16 protein-coding genes are annotated in these 19,681 nt (G+C 65.3%); 9 read left to right on the top strand and 7 right to left on the bottom strand.

All coding sequences use genetic code 11. The features are described 5' to 3' along the window. Positions 1-6 precede the first annotated feature (6 nt). The gene (locus tag CBW24_RS02210) at positions 7-1,089 is read left to right on the top strand and encodes a DUF1513 domain-containing protein (RefSeq protein ID WP_097372533.1); all 1,083 of its coding nucleotides are present in this window, start codon (positions 7-9) and stop codon (positions 1,087-1,089) included. 39 nt (positions 1,090-1,128) lie between these two features. Here the strand turns inward: CBW24_RS02210 and CBW24_RS02205 are convergent, their stop codons facing one another. From CBW24_RS02205 to CBW24_RS02185, 5 genes are all read right to left on the bottom strand, one after another. Continuing rightward, positions 1,129-3,324 carry a molybdopterin cofactor-binding domain-containing protein gene (locus CBW24_RS02205; protein ID WP_097372532.1) on the bottom strand — a complete coding sequence of 732 codons (2,196 nt, stop codon included), beginning with the start codon at positions 3,322-3,324 and terminating at the stop codon, positions 1,129-1,131. Continuing rightward, entirely contained in the window at positions 3,321-4,319 is a 999-nt protein-coding gene (locus CBW24_RS02200) for an FAD binding domain-containing protein (RefSeq protein ID WP_097372531.1), read from the bottom strand. The genes CBW24_RS02205 and CBW24_RS02200 overlap by 4 nt, the downstream gene beginning before the upstream one ends. Beyond that, on the bottom strand, positions 4,316-4,831 hold the full coding sequence (locus tag CBW24_RS02195; protein ID WP_097372530.1) for a 2Fe-2S iron-sulfur cluster-binding protein: 516 nt from the start codon (positions 4,829-4,831) through the stop codon (positions 4,316-4,318). Before CBW24_RS02195 ends, CBW24_RS02200 begins: the two co-directional genes overlap by 4 nt. A gap of 244 nt (positions 4,832-5,075) precedes the next feature. Continuing rightward, positions 5,076-7,757 carry a hybrid sensor histidine kinase/response regulator gene (locus tag CBW24_RS02190; protein WP_097372529.1) on the bottom strand — a complete coding sequence of 894 codons (2,682 nt, stop codon included), beginning with the start codon at positions 7,755-7,757 and terminating at the stop codon, positions 5,076-5,078. Between the two features lie 100 nt (positions 7,758-7,857). Continuing rightward, positions 7,858-8,352: an Lrp/AsnC family transcriptional regulator gene (locus CBW24_RS02185; protein WP_088662483.1), complete on the bottom strand. Its 495-nt coding sequence runs from the start codon at positions 8,350-8,352 to the stop codon at positions 7,858-7,860. A gap of 121 nt (positions 8,353-8,473) precedes the next feature. Between CBW24_RS02185 and putA the strand changes: the two genes are divergently transcribed. The 5 genes from putA (at position 8,474) to nrdF (ending at position 16,209) form a co-directional block, all read left to right on the top strand. Beyond that, on the top strand, positions 8,474-11,947 hold the full coding sequence (gene putA / locus CBW24_RS02180) for a bifunctional proline dehydrogenase/L-glutamate gamma-semialdehyde dehydrogenase PutA (RefSeq protein WP_097372528.1): 3,474 nt from the start codon (positions 8,474-8,476) through the stop codon (positions 11,945-11,947). Between the two features lie 477 nt (positions 11,948-12,424). Next, a complete protein-coding gene (gene nrdH / locus CBW24_RS02175; protein ID WP_088662485.1) occupies positions 12,425-12,646 on the top strand; it encodes a glutaredoxin-like protein NrdH in 222 nt (73 codons plus the stop codon). 15 nt (positions 12,647-12,661) lie between these two features. Next, complete coding sequence (nrdI, locus tag CBW24_RS02170) at positions 12,662-13,081, top strand: class Ib ribonucleoside-diphosphate reductase assembly flavoprotein NrdI (RefSeq protein ID WP_141100236.1); 420 nt, start codon at positions 12,662-12,664, stop codon at positions 13,079-13,081. 59 nt (positions 13,082-13,140) lie between these two features. Further along, a complete protein-coding gene (gene nrdE / locus CBW24_RS02165; protein ID WP_232530291.1) occupies positions 13,141-15,222 on the top strand; it encodes a class 1b ribonucleoside-diphosphate reductase subunit alpha in 2,082 nt (693 codons plus the stop codon). A 9-nt stretch (positions 15,223-15,231) separates the two neighbouring features. Beyond that, positions 15,232-16,209, top strand: coding sequence for a class 1b ribonucleoside-diphosphate reductase subunit beta (gene nrdF / locus CBW24_RS02160; RefSeq protein ID WP_088662487.1), 978 nt, complete (start codon positions 15,232-15,234; stop codon positions 16,207-16,209). Between the two features lie 126 nt (positions 16,210-16,335). Here nrdF and CBW24_RS02155 read toward each other — a convergent pair whose 3' ends face one another. Next, complete coding sequence (locus tag CBW24_RS02155) at positions 16,336-16,794, bottom strand: hypothetical protein (protein WP_097372526.1); 459 nt, start codon at positions 16,792-16,794, stop codon at positions 16,336-16,338. 501 nt (positions 16,795-17,295) lie between these two features. On the opposite strand from CBW24_RS02155, the gene CBW24_RS02150 reads away from it, so the two are divergent. From CBW24_RS02150 to CBW24_RS02140, 3 genes are read left to right on the top strand one after another with little or no spacing between them, the layout of a single operon-like run. Further along, complete coding sequence (locus tag CBW24_RS02150; protein ID WP_097372525.1) at positions 17,296-18,048, top strand: energy-coupling factor ABC transporter ATP-binding protein; 753 nt, start codon at positions 17,296-17,298, stop codon at positions 18,046-18,048. Next, positions 18,036-18,653 carry an energy-coupling factor transporter transmembrane component T family protein gene (locus CBW24_RS02145; RefSeq protein WP_097372524.1) on the top strand — a complete coding sequence of 206 codons (618 nt, stop codon included), beginning with the start codon at positions 18,036-18,038 and terminating at the stop codon, positions 18,651-18,653. Before CBW24_RS02150 ends, CBW24_RS02145 begins: the two co-directional genes overlap by 13 nt. Before the next feature lie 20 nt (positions 18,654-18,673). After that, positions 18,674-19,219 carry a biotin transporter BioY gene (locus CBW24_RS02140; protein WP_088662491.1) on the top strand — a complete coding sequence of 182 codons (546 nt, stop codon included), beginning with the start codon at positions 18,674-18,676 and terminating at the stop codon, positions 19,217-19,219. A gap of 39 nt (positions 19,220-19,258) precedes the next feature. Here the strand turns inward: CBW24_RS02140 and CBW24_RS02135 are convergent, their stop codons facing one another. Next, the gene (locus CBW24_RS02135; protein WP_088662492.1) at positions 19,259-19,681 is read right to left on the bottom strand and encodes an ion channel; all 423 of its coding nucleotides are present in this window, start codon (positions 19,679-19,681) and stop codon (positions 19,259-19,261) included.

Genomic DNA, 19,681 nt, shown 5'->3' with positions numbered 1-19,681 from the left:
GTTCCCATGCGTGCAACCCGACGCGGATTTCTAGCCGGGCTTCTGGCCACCGGGTCTGTCCCGGCACTTGGCTGGGCGGCTGCGGGCAGCCCCGGCTACCTTGCCGCAGCGCAGGAGCGGGATGGCACCTACGCGCTATACGGTCTGACCGATGCGGGCGAGCGGGTGTTTCATATCCCCCTGCCCGCGCGCGGCCATGCGGGCGCAGGCCATCCTCACCGCGCCGAGGCTGTGGCCTTTGCCCGTCGTCCGGGGCGGTTTGCGATCGTTCTGGACTGCGTCGGCGGTCGGGTTCTGCACACCCTCACCCCGCCCGAGGGCCGCGTGTTCAACGGACATGGCGTCTATGTCGATGACGGTGCGATCCTGCTGACCGCGGAACAGCGAATCGACGACAGCGCCGGGCGTATCGGCGTCTGGAATGTCGCGGCAGGCTACACCCGGCGCGGCGAACTCGACAGTCACGGCATTGGCCCGCATGACATTAAACAGCTGCCTGACGGCACGCTGGCCGTCGCCAATGGCGGAATCGCGACCGATGTCGAGGACCGGGAGAAGCTGAACATCGACAGCATGCGCCCGAACCTCAGTTATATCGACGCCGAGGGCACGCTGCTCGATCAGGTCGAACTGTCCCGCGACCTGCACCAGAACTCGATCCGGCACCTCGCATTGGGACCGGACGGGTTGGTTGGGTTTGCAATGCAATGGGAAGGCGACAGTGGAGACGTGCCGCCGCTGCTGGGCCTCCATCGCCGGGGTGCGGCGCCGATTCTGGCCGAGGCAGGGCCCGAACAGATCATGATGCAGAATTACGCGGGCTCCATCGCGATCACCGATGGTCCGGCAGGTGCGGAGGTGGCGATTACCTCTCCGCGCGGCGGACTGCTGCATCGCTACACCACCGACGGGACGTTTCTGGGGGCCGTGCACCGCGCCGATATCTGCGGTCTGGCAGAAGCAGGCGACGGATTCCTGGCTTCGGACGGGCTTGGGGGGCTGATCGCGCTTCGGGGCGGACAGCCCCGTGCTTTGGCCAAGACCGAACAGGCCTGGGACAACCATCTGGTGCGGTTGCCACTGGCCTAAGGCCCCGGTCCGGGCAGATCACCCGGACCGGAAACGCGCTCAATCGAGATACGGCAGGATCTTATCCAGCGTCGCGGGATAATCCCGCACGCGGACGCCGGTGGCGTGCCAGATGGCGTTGGTGATTGCCGCCGCCGCGCCGCAGATGCCCAGCTCACCGATGCCCTTGGCCTGCATGGGATTGGCCCAAGGGTCTCGCTCGGGCACGAAATGAACCCCCAGCTGCGGCACATCCGCGTTCACCGCCAAATGATATTCGGCCAGATCGTTGTTCGCGACGTGGCCATCGCGCGGGTCAAACAGCATCTCCTCAGTCAAGGCCATGCCGATGCCAAAGGTCATCCCGCCCAGACATTGCGAGCGGGCGGTTTTTTCGTTCAGCACCCGCCCACAGGCGAAGCTGCCCAGCATCCGCCGCACACGGGTTTCGCCCGAATGACGGTTCACCGCGACCTCTGCGAAATGGCTGCCATAGGTGGCCTGCCGAACCGTCTCTCCGGCATCGCCGCCCTCGACATGGCCGATGACCTCCAACGGTCCGTCCAGCAGATCCGACAGCGGCGTCGTCCGGTTGCCGTGGATCGCCATGCCATCCTTCAGCGTCAGATCTGTCTCGGCGATGCTCAGCTTCTGCGCGATCTCTTCCCGCAGCTTCATCCCGGCGAGGTAGACGGACGTGCCTGCAGAACTGGCCCCCCACGACCCGCCGGACCCGGCGCCGGGCGGCAGATCGGTATCGCCCAGCCGGGTCGTCACCTGCGACAGCGGCAGACCCAGAAGCTCCGCCGCGATCTGCGTCAGGATCGCGTAGGTGCCGGTGCCAATATCGGTCATGTCGGTTTCGACCTCGGCGGTCAGGTCAGGGTTCAGGCACAGCCGCGCCTTGCTTTCCATGACCGTGTTGACGCGCACGGCGGCGGCCATGCCGGTGCCGATATACCAATCGCCCTCCAGCCGGGCGCGCGGTTTGGGGTCGCGCCCCTCCCAGCCAAACCGGGCCGCACCGTCCCGCAGTGCTTCGGCCAGCATATGCGACGAAAACGGCTTGCCCGATTCGGGATCGCGGTCCGGTATGTTGCGCAGGCGCAGGTCCAGCGGATCGATGCCCGTGGCCTCCGCCAATTCATCCATCGCGTTCTCAAACACGGTCACCCCGATGGATTCACCCGGCGCCCGAACAGACCCCGTCGGCACCCGGTGCACTGTGGCGACCCGGTGCACGATCTCGCGATGGGCGGCGGGATAGGTGAAATGCGTGGCCTGCGCGACCGGCTCGCTGAACACTTCGCCGACGTTGTTATAAACAGTGAAGTCATGGCCGAGCCCCAGAAGCCGACCATCCTCATCCGCCGCCAGCCGAATCCGCTGACGCGAGGCCGAGCGGTGCAGCACGGTCTCATAGACCTGCTGGCGGGTCATCACGACGCGCACGGGACGACCGAGCTTCTCAGCCGCGATCGCGGCTGCCACCGCCTCCGGCCCGATGCCGAGTTTCGAGCCGAACCCGCCCCCGACATAGGGCGACAGCACGCGGACCTTCTCCGCATCGACGCCCAGCGCATCCGCCACTTCGTTACGGTTGTATTTCAGCATCTGGTTGGAACTGTGCAGCGTCAGCTTGCCGTCCTTCCATTCCGCCAGTGCCGCGTGCGGCTCCATCGCGGAGGCATTGTGCCCCGGCGTGGTCCATGTCTGATCGACAGTAAACGCCGCGCCCCCCATGGCCTGATCCAGATCGCCCTGCGCGACCTGTTTGCCCTCGGGCAGGTCGATGTCCTCGGACTGCTCGGGGCTGACAGCGGCGCCATCCTCCGTTTCATAGCGGATTTGCAGCGCATGGGCCGCATGGCGGGCCTGCTCGAACGTTTCGGCGACGACCAGCGCAATCGGCTGGCCGAAATAGCTGACGGTTTCCGGCTCCTGCACGGGGGATTCATTGGCCATGCCCTGCGCCGGGTTTCGCACCAGCCGACTGTCGGTGATGACATCAAGCACACCGGGCAGCGCGCGGGCAGCATCGACATCGACCTGCACCACCTTGCCACGGGTGATCGTGGCGCGGGCCAAGACGCCTGTCGCGACCCCATCCAATTGCCATTCAGCGGCATAAGTTGCGGTGCCGGTGACTTTCAGTGCCCCCTCTGGCCGGTCGGCGGGGGTGTGGATGACCCCCTGCGCCATCCCGTCGAGCCGGTTGCTTTCATCGGGGCCGTCGATCTTGAGATGCGCGGTCATTGGCTGTCTCCCATCCCGGTGGCCTCGGCCAGCACGGCACGCAGCGTGCGGCGGGTCAGCGGTATCTTGAAATCATTGCCGCCTTGGCCACGGGCGTCGGCCAGCAGCAGATCGGCGGCGCGGTCAAACAGGGCGGGCGCGGGGTCTTCGCCCTGCAACAGATCCTCGACCTCCGCGCTGCGCCACGGGCGGGGCGCGATGCCGCCAAAGGCCAGCTGCACGCGCGCCATCCGCCCGCCGTCCATGCCGATCACGGCAGCAACGGACACCAGCGCAAAGGCATACGATGCCCGGTCGCGCACCTTGCGATAGACATGCGTGCCTCCGGGTGGCGGGGGCAGGATCACCGCGGTGATCAACTCGCCCGGCTCCAGCACAGTTTCGATATGCGGGCTGTCCCCCGGCAGTTTATAGAACTCAGCCAGCGGGATCAGCCGCCCCTCGTTAGACGCGCGTTCGGTTTCGACCTGCGCGCCCAACACCTGCATGGCGACGGCCATATCCGAGGGGTGCGTGGCGATGCAGGCCTCGCTTGCGCCCAGAATTGCATGCAGCCGGGTCGCGCCCCCAATCGCGCTGCACCCCGAACCGGGGTCACGTTTGTTACACGGCATGGCCGTGTCGTAGAAATAATAGCAGCGGGTGCGCTGTAGCAGATTGCCGCCGGTGGTGGCTTTGTTCCGCAGTTGTCCGGATGCCCCCGCGAGCAGCGCCCGCGACAGCACCGCGTAATCGCGGCGCACCGTGGCGTCAGCGGCCAGATCGCTGTTGGTGACCAGCGCGCCGATGCGCAGGCCGCCATCCTCCGTCGGGGTGATGTCGCGCAGGTCCAGCCGGGTGATGTCCACCAGTTTTTCCGGCGTCATGACCTCCAGCTTCATCAGGTCCAGCAAGTTGGTGCCACCGGCGATGAACCGAGCTTTGTCGGTGGAAACGCTGGCCTCGGATGTTGCCTCTGACACCGAATTCGCGCGGGCGTAGTCGAAGCTCCTCATGGCCGCTCCCCCTCTGCCTCGGCCACCTCACGGATGGCATCGACGATGTTGGGGTAGCAGGAACACCGGCACAAATTGCCGCTCATCCGTTCGGCGACCTCCTCCACTGTCAGTTTGGCAGGAGCGTCGAGATCGTCGGACACATGGCTGGGCCAGTTCTGCTTGATCTCATCCAGCATCGCGGTGGCCGAACAGATCTGTCCGGGCGTGCAGTAGCCGCATTGATACCCGTCATGTTTGACGAAGGCCTTTTGCAGCGGCGACATATCATCCGGCGTGCCGAGACCTTCAATCGTGGTGATCTCGTCTCCGTCATGCATACAGGCCAGCGACAGGCAGGAATTGATGCGCCGTCCGTTCACCAGCACGGTGCAGGCGCCGCATTGGCCGTGGTCGCAGCCCTTCTTGGTGCCGGTAAGGCCGAGGTGATGGCGCAATGCGTCAAGAAGCGTGACGCGCGTGTCTGCGTCAAGCTCCCTCGCCTTGCCATTGACGGTAAGGGTGGTCTTCATAAGCGGGCCTCCGGAGGTTCGGTGCTGGCAGGGGGAGCGGCAGGCGCTGTGCCGCACGCATTCCGGCTCTCAACCATTGCGGGCAGCGACAAGTTCCCCCGCTTGCCGTGGAGGAGCCGCCGCGCATCGGCTGGCGACCGCGCAACGGCTGGCGACTGTCAAGAAAACCAGCAGCGGATTGATAGGTGCCGCCGTGCCCGCCATCATCACGCCCACCCGATCCTCCTGCGCAGCGTGACCGGGGTCAGCCCCCGCCGGGGTAATCCACGGCCCCCGCCGCTTCGGGGCTTGCGGGCTGTGCCTGCTCCGGCGTGCCGCGCGCCTCGCGCCACCACTCCAGCAAGGCGGCGCGGCTTCGGGTCCAGAGCGGGACAAGCCGGGCCAGACGCGCGTCGGTGTCATGATCCGGGGCAGCCTCGATCTCGGCCAGCGCGGCGCGCAGTTCATGCAGCCCGAAATTGGCGCAAGACCCGGCCAGCGCATGGGCGGCATGGCGCAGGCGCTGCGGCTCATCGCGGGGCAAGGCGACCAGACTGTCGAGCGCCTCCTCCATTTCCGGAAGGAAGCTATCGAATAGCTGCTGCATCACCTTGCAGCCCAGCGCATCCGCCTGATCGGACAATTGCACCAGATCCAGCAGCCGGTCCGGATGGGCCCTAATCCGGGGCAGGCGGGTTTCGGCGGGCACAGCGCCATCAGGCCGCGCGCTGGCAAAACGGCGTAGCAAACGGCGCAAATCCGCGCGATCAATCGGTTTGGACAGGTTTTCCGCCATCCCCGCCGCGCAGAGCCGGTCGCCCGCCTCCGACAGCGCATGGGCAGTGACCCCAATGATCGGCGTCGTCGAGGAGGCACCGGTTCCGGCCCGGATCGCCCGCGCGGCCTGCTCGCCGTCCATGACCGGCATGGAAATATCCATCATGATTAGATCGAAACGCTCTGCTGCTGCCATTTCCACGCCCGCCAGCCCGTTCTTGGCCTCCGTCACGCGGTGGCCCTCGGCCTCGATCATCTCGCGCGCGACGAAGCGGTTCACCTTGTTGTCCTCGACCAGCAGCACCGACATCGGCTCGGGCGGCGGTCCTTCGATGGCGGCGGCATCGCGATTGCGGGCATGGGTGCTGGCATGGACGTGGGACGTGATCTGCGCCTGCGTCGGAACCGTCAGCGGCAGGCGGAGCCAGAACACGCTGCCCTCGCCCGGCTCGCTCTGCGCGCCAAGTTCCCCGCCGAGCAACTGCGCCAGCCGCCGCGAAATACCAAGCCCCAGCCCGGTGCCATCCGCCTTCCGATCCGCGGAGGATTCGAGCGTCTCGAAATCCTGAAAGATCTGTTCAAGATGCTCCGCTGCGATGCCGATCCCGGTGTCGTAGACGCGAAATTCCACCTGCGGCACGGTCGGATCGGGCGGCGCACCGAGCATTTCACACTCGATCTCGACGCTGCCGCCACGGGTGAATTTCAGCGCATTTCCGACAAGGTTCAGCAAAACCTGCTGCAACCGGCGCTCATCCCCCAGCGCCGATTTCATGGGCGGGCCGACCCAGCTCCACCCCAGCGCGGTGTCATTGCCGGCGGCAAGGCCCTCCATTTTTTCGACCACCCCGGCGACAAGGGCGCCCACGTCAAAAACCCGGCGTTCGGGGCGGATCTTGCCCGCTTCGAATTTCGACAGGTCGAGCACGTCGTTGACGAGGCCAAGCAGCAATTCCCCCGACGACGCCATCGTATCCAGATAGCCCGTCTGCCGCCGGTCCAGCCCGGTGTCCCGCAGCAGGGCAATGGTGCCCAAAAGGCCGTTCAGCGGCGTGCGCATTTCGTGGCTCATGACGGCGAGAAACTTGGCCTTTGCCTTTTCCCCGGCGAGGGCGCGATCGCGGGCGTCCCGCAGGGCGGCCTCCGTCGCGCGGCGGCGGGAAATGTCGCGAAAGAACGCCACATGCACCAACTGCCGCCCCGATTGGGCGCTGTCCACCGACACATCCACGGGTAAGGTCCGGCCCGCCGCCTGCACCGTCACCTCGAACCGGCGTTGACCGGGATCAGGGCGCAATCCGCGCTCAAGAAACGCAAGCCGCCCCCGGCGCAACGCGGCGCGATCCTCGGCGGGAACCAACAGGTCGATGGCCGAAACCCCGCGCGCCTCCTCCTGCGAGACACCGAACATCGCCTCGCCAGCGGCGTTCAGTTCCAGAATGCGCCCGCCCGCATCGCAAACAAGGATCGCATCGTGGGAGGTTTCGACGATGGTGCGCAGGCGCACCCCGGTGCGGCGCAGCGTCTCCGCACGTTCTTCCCCCGATCGGATTAGCCGCAGCAGCGACAGCGACAGCACGGCCAGACCCGCAAAGATCAGCCCAAGCACGGTCGCCATCCGCACCAGCATATTCGCCGCCGCCGCGCGCCGGGTTTCCGCGATCTCGGCAAAGGTCGATAGCCCGCCGAGGGACAGTTGCCGCACACGCGCGTTTTGCGCAGCCGCCCGCGCGCGGATCTGCGGCAATGCGGCGAGCAGAACCGAATCCGGCCCGTCTATCAGCGGCACCACGGCATCGAGGAAACCGCTGACACTCAGGCACGCTGCCTCAAATTCCCGGTTGTTGCGCAGGGTGCTATACGCGTCGCCCTCGCGCAGCGATTTCACTCGCGTATAGATCACGTCAAACCGTCGCCGCAGCGCGTCGAGCATCCGGGGGTCCCGCTGGGCCTGTTCCAACCCCAGACGAAACTGCAAAAATTCCGCGTCCACCTGACTGAGCGTCCAACGGGGGTTGTCGGCATCGGCATTGGCGAAATTGCCGATCTCGCGCAGCATCAGCCAGCCAAGCGCCGCCACCAGCCCCACGCAAAAGGCCAGCGCAAAGGCCAGCGCCCCGCCCCGCACGCGGCTGCGCACCCGGTCCGCTATGCGCGGCCATGCGGCCATCCGTCACCTCCTGTCGGCAGGGCGGGCCCGCAGCAGGCCCGGCGTCGCGACAGTCTAGCGGCAGACGGGTTTCGGAAACGCTAACGGCGGGGCGTGGCGGTCATTCCAGCAGGCTGCTGTCCTTCACCGCCTCCATCGCGACATAGGTGGAGGTTGAGGCAACATGGGGCAGGCTGGAAATGCGTTCCCCCATCACCCGGCGATAGGCGCTGATATCGGTGGTGCGCACTTTCAATAGGTAGTCGTAACCGCCCGCGATCATATGGCATTGCTCCACCTCCGGCACCTGCCGCACCGCCGCGTTGAAGGCGCTGAGCGTGCGTTCACGCGTGTCCGACAGCTTCACCTCCACAAAGGCGACATGGTCGAGCCCGAGCCGCGCCCAAGACAGCGTGGCGCTGTAGCCGGTGATGATGCCGTCGCGCTCCATCCGGCGCACACGGGCGGTGACCGGGGTCTTTGACAGGCCGACGCGCGCCGCCAGATCGGTCAGCGAAATCCGGCCATCCGCGGTCAGCGCCGCAAGGATCGCCCGGTCCATCCGGTCCAGCCCCGCCAGGTCAAGCGGACCGCCTTTGGCATCTAATTTGGTCATTTCAACTACTCACATCACGACAATGGTCAATCTGACCATCCATCCTGCCGTAACATGGCGCGACGCGGTCCGAAACCGCATTACATGGTCTCACATGACCGCCGCCGACAGGAGATCCCCGATGACCGCACCGCTGCCCCTGACCCGGATCGAAGCCGCCAAACACGCGCCCGAAGCACCGCTGCTGGAGACGCTGATCGCGCAGGCGAACTTGTCGCCCGCCGACCGCGCGGCCATTCACGCGGAAGCGACCGATTTGGTGAAGAAGGTGCGCGCGGATGCCCGCCCCGGCCTGATGGAGGTGTTTCTCGCGGAATATGGGCTGTCGACTGAGGAAGGCATCGCGTTGATGTGCCTTGCCGAAGCGCTGCTGCGGGTGCCGGATGCGGAAACCATCGACGATCTGATCGAGGACAAGATCGCCCCCTCGGACTGGGGCAAGCATCTGGGTCATTCGGCCTCCAGCCTCGTCAACGCGTCGACCTGGGCGCTGATGCTGACGGGCAAGGTGCTGGACGACCGCCGCAGCCCCGGCATTGCCAGCCATCTGCGCGGCGCGGTGAAGCGGCTGGGCGAGCCGGTGATCCGCACCGCCGTCGGCCGCGCGATGAAGGAAATGGGACGGCAGTTCGTGCTAGGCGAAACCATCGAAGGCGCGCTGGACCGTGCGGCCAAGATGGAGGCCAAGGGCTACACCTATTCCTATGACATGCTGGGCGAGGCGGCGATGACCGCGAGGGATGCGCGGCGCTATTACGACGCCTATGCTGGCGCAATCGACGCCATCGCCAAGCGCTGCAAGGGTCAGGATATCCGCCGCAATCCCGGCATCTCGGTCAAACTGTCGGCTCTGCATCCGCGCTACGAGGTCGCCAAGGAAGCCCGCGTGCTGGAGGAGTTGGTGCCGATCCTCACCGACCTGTGCCGCAAGGCGAAAGCGGCGGGCATGGGGCTTAACATCGACGCGGAGGAAGCCGACCGGCTGGTAATCTCGCTCAAGGTGATCGAGGCCGCGCTGGCCAATCCGTCGCTCGCCGGGTGGGACGGTTTCGGCGTGGTGGTGCAGGCCTATGGCCGCCGCGCCGCGCTGACGCTTGATTGGCTGCATGCGCTGGCCGAACGGCACGACCGCCGCATCACCGTGCGGCTGGTCAAGGGCGCCTATTGGGACACGGAGATCAAGCACGCGCAGGTCGAAGGGCTGGAGGATTTCCCGGTGTTCACGCGCAAGGCCGCAACCGATGTCAGCTACATCGCCAATGCGCGCAAATTGCTGCAGATGACCGACCGGATCTATCCGCAGTTCGCCACGCATAATGCCCATACCGTCGCCGCCGTGCTGCATATGGCGCGCGACGCCGCGCCGGGCAGCTACGAGTTTCAACGTCTGCATGGCATGGGCGAGCGGCTGCACCAGATCGTGCATGATGCCGAGGGCACCGGTTGCCGGATCTACGCCCCGGTGGGCGCGCATCGCGACCTGCTGGCCTATCTGGTGCGGCGGCTGCTGGAGAACGGCGCGAATTCGTCCTTCGTCAACCAGATCGTCGATGAGGAGGTCGCGCCGGAAACCGTCGCCGCCGACCCCTTCACCGCGCTTGGCACGCCCGAGGCCAACCGCAATGCGATGCTGGCGCCGGGGCCCGAGATCTTTGGCCCGGGGCGGCGCAATTCGATGGGGTTTGACCTGACCGATGGCCCGACGCTGGCGCGGATCGACGCTGCGCGCGCAGGTGTGACGGTGCCCGATGCCGCCCCGCGTCTTGCCGGGGATGCCGGTCCGGGCACGGGCGGCACGGTCACGGTGCACAACCCTGCCACCGGCGCGGTCGTCGCGCAGGTGCAGGAGGCCAGCGCCAAGGATGTCGCCCGCGCGCTCGACCATGCCGCCCCGTGGCAAGTCCCCGCCGCCGAACGCGCACAGGTGCTGCGCCGTGCCGCTGATCTTTATGAGCGTGACTTTGGCCCGCTCTTTGCCCTGCTGGCGCAGGAAGCGGGCAAAAGCCTGCCTGACGCCGTAGGCGAACTGCGCGAAGCGGTCGATTTTCTGCGCTACTACGCCAATGGCGGCGAGGCGCTGAGCCGCCCCGCGCGCGGCATCTTTGCCTGCATCAGCCCGTGGAACTTCCCGCTTGCGATCTTTACCGGGCAGATCTCGGCGGCATTGGCGGCGGGCAATGGTGTGCTGGCGAAACCGGCGGAACAGACCGCGCTGGTCGCCGATCACGCCGTGCGCCTGCTGCACGAAGCCGGTGTGCCGCGCAGTGCCCTGCAATTGCTGCCCGGTCGCGGCGATGTGGTCGGCGCGGCGATCGCCGGCGATGGGCGCGTGAGCGGCGTCGCGTTTACCGGCTCGACCGACACCGCGTTGCGCATCCGTCGATCCATGGCCTACGCACTTGCCCCCGGCGCGCCGCTCATCGCGGAAACCGGCGGCCTGAACGCGATGATCGTGGACAGCACCGCGCTGCCCGAACAGGCCATCCGCGACATCGTTGCCTCGGCATTCCAGTCGGCAGGGCAACGCTGCTCCGCCTTGCGCTGTCTATATGTTCAGGAGGATGTCGCGGACACGCTGCTGGAAATGCTGCAGGGCGCGATGGACGAATTGCGGCTGGGCGATCCGTGGCACCTGTCCACCGATGTGGGCCCGGTCATCGATGCCGAAGCCAAGGCCGGGATCGACGCGCATATCGCCACCGCCCGCACCGAGGGTCGGCTGATCAAGCAACTCGAGACGCCCGCCGACGGCACCTTTGTCGGCCCGGCGCTGATCCGTATCGGCGGCATCGCCGATCTGGAGCAGGAAATCTTTGGGCCGGTTCTGCACGTCGCCACGTTCAAGGCGCGGGAGCTGGAGCAGGTCATCGCCGCGATCAACGCCACCGGCTATGGGCTGACCTTTGGGCTGCACACCCGGATCGACGGGCGGGTGCAGGACATCGCGGACCGGATCGAGGTCGGCAACGCCTATGTGAACCGCAACCAGATCGGCGCCATCGTCGGCTCCCAGCCCTTTGGCGGCGAGGGGCTGTCCGGCACAGGGCCGAAGGCGGGCGGACCAAACTACCTGACGCGCTACACCGCGCCGGAGCCGGGCCATCCCGTCACGGCCCCAGTCACTCACCCCGACACCACCGCTCAGGCCGATCCTGCGGCGCTGCAACGCGCGCTCGACGCCGCACCGCGCGAACAGGTGCTGCGGGTCACGGACCTGCCCGGACCCACCGGCGAATCGAACCGGCTGCGGCTGGTCAGCCGGGCGTCGCTGCTATGCATGGGACCGGGCGCCGAAGCCGCGCGCGCGCAGGCCGACGCGGTCGAGGCCTTGGGCGGCCACGCGGTGATCGCCGAAGGCACGGTGACGCCTGACACCCTGCGCGGTCTGACCGGGCTGTCCGCTGTGCTGTTCTGGGGCTCTGAGACCGATGCGCGGCCCTTGGCGCAGGCGCTGGCCCAGCGGGACGGGCCAATCCTGCCGCTCATCACAGGCCGCCCCGATGCGGGGCATGTGGCACATGAGCGACATTTGTGCGTCGACACGACCGCCGCCGGGGGCAATGCCGATCTGCTGGCGGGAATGGAGCGAGACTAACCCTTCCGCGAGGGAATATTTCGCCACTGGACAAAGGGGCGCGCGAGGGGGCAAGTGCCTGATCTCGCGCGCCCTCTTTTCGTGTCAAACACCGTCGCGTGCTGCCCGCAAATCAGGCGCACCCTCGGCCCCCCAAACAAAAGCCCGCGTCAAGCCTTTTCCATATATTGACACAATAGGCCATCCGCCCTCTATATGCTGTTGTCTTGGTGCTTTGGTTCCGACGTTTCGGCCAGACGGGAAGCCGGTCCAATCCGGCGCTGCCCCCGCAGATATACGCGATGAGCCTTGCTCCGTTGGCTTGCCGGATACCGGCATGAACGGATCAGGCGCGCGCGGGCCGTGGCGGATGCAAAGCATCCCGAGACGCAGATGACGACACGGGCGAGGCCCGGCTTCAACACGGCGGATATAGTCCTATATCTGGTGTGGAGGGTCGGACTTCCCGCTCAAGCAACACTTCGGGGACGATAGCAGATGACCATCACCGTTTATTCCAAGCCGGCCTGCGTGCAGTGCACCGCAACCACCCGCGCCCTGTCCGCGCGCGGCCTCGATTTCGAGGTGATCGACCTGACCGAAGACGACGCCGCGATGACCCGCGTGCAGGAGCTGGGCTATCGCCAGGCGCCGGTCGTAATGGCAGGCGACGATCATTGGGCCGGGTTCCGCCCCGACAAGATCGGCGCGCTCGCCTGATCGCCGGTTCCCGCGATGCCCGGCTTGATCTATTTCTCGTCGGGCTCCGGTAACACCCGACGTTTCATTGACCGGCTGGGCCTGCCGGCATCGCGGATTCCTATCCGCAGTTCCGAGCCCTTTACGCCGCCGCGCGCGCCTTTCGTTCTGGTCTGTCCGACATACTCGGACGGCGAGGGCCGGGGCGCGGTGCCGAAACAGGTCATCCGCGTTCTCAACGACGCGGAAACCCGCAGTCATCTCCGGGGCGTGATCGCCTCGGGCAACCGCAATTTCGGGGCGACCTTCGCCCTTGCGGGCCGTATCATAGCCGCTAAATGCGACGTTCCCCTTCTGGCACGATTCGAGCTTGCCGGAACCGACGGGGACATCGCCCGCATTCGCCAAGGATTGGACAGGTTTTGGAAAGCGCAACTCTCGACCGAACCGCACTAGACAAGCATGGCGCGAGCGCCTCGGCCAAACCGGCGCTGGATTACCACGCGCTGAACGCGATGCTGAACCTCTATGACGCGGAAGGCCGCATTCAGTTCGACGCGGACCGCCGCGCCGCGCGGGCGTATTTCCTGCAGCATGTGAACCAGAACACCGTGTTCTTTCACTCGCTGGACGAAAAGCTGGGCTACCTTGTCGAAGAAGGCTACTACGAGGGCGAGGTACTCGACGCCTATGACCGCGCCTTCGTGCACAAGCTGTGGGACATGGCCTACGCCAAGAAGTTCCGGTTCCCGACCTTCCTCGGCGCATTCAAATATTACACCTCCTACACGCTGAAGACCAATGACGGGCAGCGCTATCTGGAGCGGTATGAGGACCGCGTGTGCATGGTCGCGCTGGCGCTGGCGCAGGGGTCCGAGGATCTGGCCGTTCGGCTGATGGAAGAAATCATCGGCGGCCGGTTCCAGCCCGCGACGCCCACCTTCCTCAATGCGGGCAAGGCACAGCGCGGGGAGCTTATCTCCTGCTTCCTGCTGCGCATCGAAGACAACATGGAAAGTATCGGCCGCGCGATCAATTCGTCGCTGCAACTGTCCAAGCGCGGCGGCGGCGTCGCGTTGATGCTGACCAATATCCGCGAGCATGGCGCCCCCATCAAAGGGATCGAGAACCAGTCCTCCGGCGTGATCCCGGTGATGAAGCTGCTCGAAGACAGCTTCTCCTATGCCAACCAGCTTGGCGCGCGTCAGGGCGCGGGCGCGGTCTATCTGAACGCGCATCACCCCGACATCCTGCGCTTCCTCGACACCAAGCGCGAGAACGCGGATGAGAAGATCCGCATCAAGACACTGAGTCTTGGCGTGGTGATCCCCGACATCACCTTCGAACTCGCGAAGAAAAACGAGGACATGTATCTGTTCTCGCCGCATGACGTGCAGAAGGTCTATGGCTGCGCGTTCTCGGAAATCTCCGTCTCCGAGAAATATCACGAGATGGTCGCCGACAGCCGCATCCGCAAAAAGAAGATCAACGCGCGCGCGTTCTTCCAGACAATTGCCGAGATCCAGTTCGAAAGCGGCTACCCCTACATCATGTTCGAAGACACGGTGAACCGCGCGAACCCCGTCGCGGGCCGCATCACCATGTCGAACCTGTGCTCCGAGATTTTGCAGGTGAACCGCCCGTCCAGCTTCAAGGACGACCTGAGCTACGAAGAGATGGGCACGGATATTTCTTGCAACCTCGGCTCGCTCAACATCGCCAAGGCGATGGATGGCGGCGATCTGGGCCAGACGGTCGACACCGCGATCCGCGCGCTGACCGCCGTGTCCGACATGTCCGCGATCGACAGCGTGCCCTCGGTCCGCCACGGCAATGACGAAAGCCGTGCGATCGGGCTGGGCCAGATGAACCTGCATGGCTATCTGGCACGCGAGCATGTGCATTACGGCTCCGCCGAGGGGCTCGACTTCACCAACATCTATTTCTGCACCATCCTCTACCACTGCCTGCGGGCGTCCAATGCGCTGGCGCGGGAACGGGGCAAAACCTTCGTCGGGTTCGAGGACTCCTCCTACGCCGATGGCAGCTTCTTCGAGCGTTACACCAGCCGCGACTGGCTGCCTGAGACGCCGCGCGTGCAGGAAATGTTCGACGCCGCAGGCGTGTCGGTGCCGACGCGCGATGACTGGACGGCGCTGGCCGCGGATGTGCAGAAACACGGGCTTTATAACCGGAACCTGCAGGCCGTGCCGCCGACCGGCTCGATCAGCTACATCAACAATGCCACCTCCTCGATCCATCCGATCACGTCGAAGATCGAGATCCGCAAGGAAGGCAAGATCGGTCGCGTCTACTATCCCGCGCCCTATATGAACAACGACAACCTCGAATATTACCGCGACGCATATGAGATCGGCCCCGAGGCGATCATCGACACCTATGCCGCCGCGACCCAGCATGTCGATCAGGGTCTGTCACTGACGCTGTTCTTCCGCGATACCGCGACCACCCGCGATATCAACCGCGCGCAGATCTACGCGTGGAAGAAAGGCATCAAGACGATCTACTACATCCGCCTGCGCCAGATGGCCCTTGAAGGGACCGAGGTGCAGGGCTGCGTTTCCTGTTCGCTCTAAGGCAAGATGATGAAAGACATGACCCATTCCCGCCCCCTGCCCCGCGCGATCAACTGGAACCGCTTGCAGGACGATAAGGATCTGGAGATCTGGAACCGGCTGACGGTCAATTTCTGGCTGCCGGAAAAGATGCCCCTGTCGAACGACATTCCCAGCTGGGCACAGCTGACGGAGGCCGAACAGCGGCTGACGATCCGGGTGTTCACAGGTCTGACGCTGCTCGACACCATTCAAAACAGTGTCGGGGCCCCTGCTCTGATGGCCGATGCCGTGACCCCGCACGAAGAGGCCGTGCTGTCCAACATCGCCTTTATGGAGGCGGTGCACGCGCGGTCCTATTCGTCGATCTTCTCGACGCTGTGCTCCACCGCCGAGGTGGACGAGGCGTTCCGCTGGTCCGAAGAAAACGCGCAGCTTCAGGCCAAGTCGAAGCTGATCCTCAACGAATACGACGCTACCGCGAATCCGCTGCGCAAGAAGATCGCCAGCGTGTTTTTGGAAAGCTTCCTGTTCTATTCGGGGTTCTACCTGCCGATGCATTGGTCCAGCCGCGCCCGGCTGACCAACACTGCCGACCTGATCCGCCTCATCATTCGCGACGAGGCCGTGCACGGCTATTACATCGGCTACAAGTTCCAGCGCGGCATGGAACGGCTGTCAGAGGCCGAGCGCGCAGAGCTAAAGGATTTCGCCTTCTCGCTGATGTTCGAGCTTTACGAGATCGAAACCCGTTACACCGAAACGCTCTACGACGGGCTGGGCCTGACCGAGGACGTGAAGCACTTCCTGCATTACAACGCCAACAAGGCGCTGATGAACTTGGGCTTCGAGGCGCTGTTCCCCGATGACGTCTGCGAAGTGAACCCGGCGATCATGGCCGCCTTGTCGCCGAACGCGGATGAAAACCACGACTTCTTCTCGGGCTCCGGCTCCTCCTATGTGATCGGCAAAGCCGTCGCGACGGAAGACGACGACTGGGATTTCTGAGCCCCGCGCAAATCGCTCATTTCAAGGCCCCCGCTGCCACGGCGGGGGCCTTTTCATATGCGCTTCCCGAATGGAGACATCCCCGCAGCGGCCAACGGCCACCCTGCGAAGGCGTCAGGGCAGCCGTCAGGCGGTCGCGAGGGACCGGCGGGTTTGCAGCGCGGCCATGACATAGCCGATCACCGTCGCCATCCCGACATGCCCGATGAACGACGACTGTGTGTAAGCGCCGAAACCCATCATGAAGCTGCGCCCGACGACCGGGGCCAGAACACCCTGCGCGATGAACCACAAAATCACCCCCGCAATCACACCTGACAGGATAAGGTTGGTCCGCGACACCAGATGCGTCACCCAGACGAACGCGGCAAACCCGACCACACCGATGGTAAAGTGGAGGAGGAAGCCGGCCCAATACGGCACTGCCACGCCGAGAGCGATCTTGATAAGCGCGATCACCAAATTCGCAGGGGCCAGAGAGACACCGAACAAGATCGGCGAGATCAGCCATGCATAAAGCTCGAACGTAATTTCGCCGACCAATCCGGCCAAGAGCAGGTTCCTGAGGAAGTGTGGTGTCATCATCTGATCGTAGTCTTTCTTGTAGTTGGGAGGCTGCGATGCGCGCCGGGGTTGGTTTCAATCCAAAGGTCACGACACTCACCCTCGGCCCACTGCCCGCGCGCTATACGTCTGACAACGTAACGCGCGGCCAACGTGCTGACGGCGTCGCAGACCGGGCTTAGCCCGCATTGAGTGATCGCTCAAAACACGTCATCTGGCGGTGCATCAAAAATGAGTGTGCTGGCCGTGTGCCACGGTGCCCGGACCGCATCGCAAGTCTTATCCACGGCACAGCGTGGAGCGACATACGGCCAAAGCGGTCATTGCGGCGGCGGCGGCCTGCCCGATCTGCACCACCTCCGCATAGGCTCCCGTGGCCGAAGCGGCGGGCCTTCCTGATGCGGATCACCCGCCGCTTTGCCCGCTGCTCTGGCCTCCCGGTCCCAGACACCGCTTGGCCGATGGGAGCGATCATGCTAGCCCTCGGCGATCGCACCGCCGCCCGAAGGACACGCCCGCCCGATGACGACTGTTGCCCCTCCGACCGGTGCCGCACAGGTGCCGTTCCGGCTGGACATCGCGGGCCTGAACCTGAGCCTCGGCGGGCGGCAGGTGTTGTCCGATGTGGCATTGAACGTGACCGAACGACGGGTCGGGATCGTCGGGCGCAACGGGTCGGGCAAATCCACCCTCGCCCGCCTGATGGCCGGGCTCATCGCGCCGGATGCGGGCCGCGTCCAGATCAACGGTATCGACGTTCTGAAAGACCGACGCGGCGCGCTGCGGGCGGTGGGCATCCTGTTTCAGAACCCCGATCACCAGATCATCTTCCCCACTGTCGAGGAAGAGCTGAGTTTTGGCCTGCGGCAGTTGGGGCAGTCGAAACGCGCCGCGCGGGACGGCGCTCGCACCATGCTTGCCCGGTTTGACAGATTGGACTGGGCCGAACGCGCTGTCGCAACCTTGTCCCAAGGCCAGCGGCACCTTGTTTGCCTGATGGCCGTTCTGGCGATGGAGCCTTCGGTGATCGTGCTGGACGAACCCTTCAGCGGACTCGACATCCCCACGACGCGCGCCCTGCATCACCATCTGGCCGGGATCACCCCGGCGCTCATCCATATCACCCACGATCCCGCCGCCATCGCAGGCTACGACCGGGTGATCTGGATCGACGAGGGAAGCGTCCGCGCGGATGGACCGCCCGGGAGCGTGCTGGGCACGTTCACCACCGAAATGACCCGCATCGCTGAGGAGGGCGCGTCATGCTTGCTCTGACCTCGCCCGTGCGCACGCCATTCCACCGTGTCCCGGCGGGGGCAAAGCTGCTGGGCCTTGCGGGGTTCACCTTTGGCGTTGCGCTGATCGACGCGCCCGCGCTGATGCTGCCGCCCTTGGCGCTGGTCGCTGTGCTCTACGCCATCTGTGGCGCGCGCTTTGCCGTATCGGGCCTTCGCGCGCTCAAGCCGCTATGGATCTTCGTGGCTGTGATCCTTGTCTGGCATGCGCTGACCGATGATCTGGCGCGGGGGGCCATGCTGGCCGCGCGTATCCTCGCCACCGTCGCCTTGGCCAACCTCGTCACCATGACCACCCGGTTGGAAGACCTGATCGCCGTCGTCGACACCCTGCTGCGCCCGTTGGAGCGGCTGGGATTGCGTCCGGGCCTCATCGGATTTGCCATCGCGCTGGTGCTGCGATTCACGCCTGTCCTGCTCGACAAAGGGCGGGCCTTGGCCGAAGCGTGGCGCGCCCGCAGCCCCCGTCGCGCGGGGTGGCGGGTCGTTATTCCGCTGACGCTGGTGACGCTCGACGATGCCGAACATGTGGCCGAGGCGCTGAAGGCCCGCGGCGGCGTGCCTGCCCGATCCCGTAACGACTGACCCCTTCTGAAAGGACTCCCATGGAACGCAACCTTGCCCTCATCGCCCTGTTCGCCGCGTTGATCGCGGTGCTGGGATTGGTGCCCACGATCACCCTCATGTCGGGGGTGCCGATCTCTGCCCAGAGCCTTGGCGTGATGCTTTGCGGCACTGTTCTGGGCGCCAAGCGCGGGTTGCTCGCGGTGCTGCTGCTGGAACTTGTCGTCGCCTTGGGCGTGCCGGCACTGGCCGGGGGCCGGGGCGGGTTGGGCGTGTTCTTTGGGCCGACCGTGGGCTTCCTCATTGGCTGGCCGATTGCGGCCTTCGTCGCCGGGCTCGTCACCGAGAAGCTGCGCAGCGCGCCGCTGGTGGCCGCGGCTTCGATCGGGGCGTTTCTGGGGGGTGTCATCGCGCTCTATATTCCGGGCATCATCGGCATGGCCGTCATGCTCGACAAAACGCTGGCCGAGGCGACCGCGCTGGTGCTGCCCTTTATCCCGGGCGATCTGATCAAGGTCGTTTTGGCGGGTCTCATCACCTCCGGGCTTGCCCGCGCCCGCCCTGCGGCAGTGTTGTCGCGCGGCTGACCTACCTGATGCAGCGGCCCGGCCCCGGTTGGGCCGCTGTCATTTTTCCGGCCACGCCTGACTGCAGATCGCATAGATGATCGTGGCGGACCATGTCAGGACCATGAAGCCGCCGAGCGACTGCATCATGCTCACCAGTTTGATCGGGCCCGATGTTTCGATCCCGGTGAAGCCGAGCGTGGTGAAATTGATCCCCGAATAATAGATCAAGTCGGTCCAAGAGCCGTCGAAATCCCCTGTAAACGCGCCAAATTCAGGCCATTCCAGCAGGCCGCGATAGACTGCTGCGAACAGCAGGATCTCCACGAAATGCAGCGCCAACAGGCACATGAACGAGCCGAGGATCGCCAAATTCGCGGAGCGTTCGGGATGCGGCCAGACCCGGCGGAGCGACGACACCCCGAAATGGTGGACGACCCCCAGCAGCGCGACCAGCGCGAGCCCCACGAACAATGCTGTCAT

The sequence above is a fragment of the Pacificitalea manganoxidans genome, assembly GCF_002504165.1.
GTDB lineage: Bacteria > Pseudomonadota > Alphaproteobacteria > Rhodobacterales > Rhodobacteraceae > Pacificitalea > Pacificitalea manganoxidans.
This window is presented reverse-complemented; position numbering and strand designations above follow the sequence as displayed.

Excerpts from the sequence above, each read along its gene's own strand:
- CBW24_RS02200 (WP_097372531.1), bottom strand. The coding sequence starts at position 4,319 with ATGAGGAGCTTCGACTACGCCCGCGCGAATTCGGTGTCAGAGGCAACA.
- CBW24_RS02185 (WP_088662483.1), bottom strand. The coding sequence starts at position 8,352 with ATGACCAAATTAGATGCCAAAGGCGGTCCGCTTGACCTGGCGGGGCTG.
- CBW24_RS02205 (WP_097372532.1), bottom strand. The coding sequence starts at position 3,324 with ATGACCGCGCATCTCAAGATCGACGGCCCCGATGAAAGCAACCGGCTC.
- nrdF (WP_088662487.1), top strand. The coding sequence starts at position 15,232 with ATGAAAGACATGACCCATTCCCGCCCCCTGCCCCGCGCGATCAACTGG.
- nrdI (WP_141100236.1), top strand. The coding sequence starts at position 12,662 with ATGCCCGGCTTGATCTATTTCTCGTCGGGCTCCGGTAACACCCGACGT.
- CBW24_RS02135 (WP_088662492.1), bottom strand. The coding sequence starts at position 19,681 with ATGACAGCATTGTTCGTGGGGCTCGCGCTGGTCGCGCTGCTGGGGGTC.
- nrdE (WP_232530291.1), top strand. The coding sequence starts at position 13,141 with ATGCTGAACCTCTATGACGCGGAAGGCCGCATTCAGTTCGACGCGGAC.
- CBW24_RS02145 (WP_097372524.1), top strand. The coding sequence starts at position 18,036 with ATGCTTGCTCTGACCTCGCCCGTGCGCACGCCATTCCACCGTGTCCCG.
- CBW24_RS02155 (WP_097372526.1), bottom strand. The coding sequence starts at position 16,794 with ATGATGACACCACACTTCCTCAGGAACCTGCTCTTGGCCGGATTGGTC.
- CBW24_RS02210 (WP_097372533.1), top strand. The coding sequence starts at position 7 with ATGCGTGCAACCCGACGCGGATTTCTAGCCGGGCTTCTGGCCACCGGG.
- CBW24_RS02150 (WP_097372525.1), top strand. The coding sequence starts at position 17,296 with ATGACGACTGTTGCCCCTCCGACCGGTGCCGCACAGGTGCCGTTCCGG.
- CBW24_RS02195 (WP_097372530.1), bottom strand. The coding sequence starts at position 4,831 with ATGAAGACCACCCTTACCGTCAATGGCAAGGCGAGGGAGCTTGACGCA.
- CBW24_RS02190 (WP_097372529.1), bottom strand. The coding sequence starts at position 7,757 with ATGGCCGCATGGCCGCGCATAGCGGACCGGGTGCGCAGCCGCGTGCGG.
- CBW24_RS02140 (WP_088662491.1), top strand. The coding sequence starts at position 18,674 with ATGGAACGCAACCTTGCCCTCATCGCCCTGTTCGCCGCGTTGATCGCG.
- putA (WP_097372528.1), top strand. The coding sequence starts at position 8,474 with ATGACCGCACCGCTGCCCCTGACCCGGATCGAAGCCGCCAAACACGCG.
- nrdH (WP_088662485.1), top strand. The coding sequence starts at position 12,425 with ATGACCATCACCGTTTATTCCAAGCCGGCCTGCGTGCAGTGCACCGCA.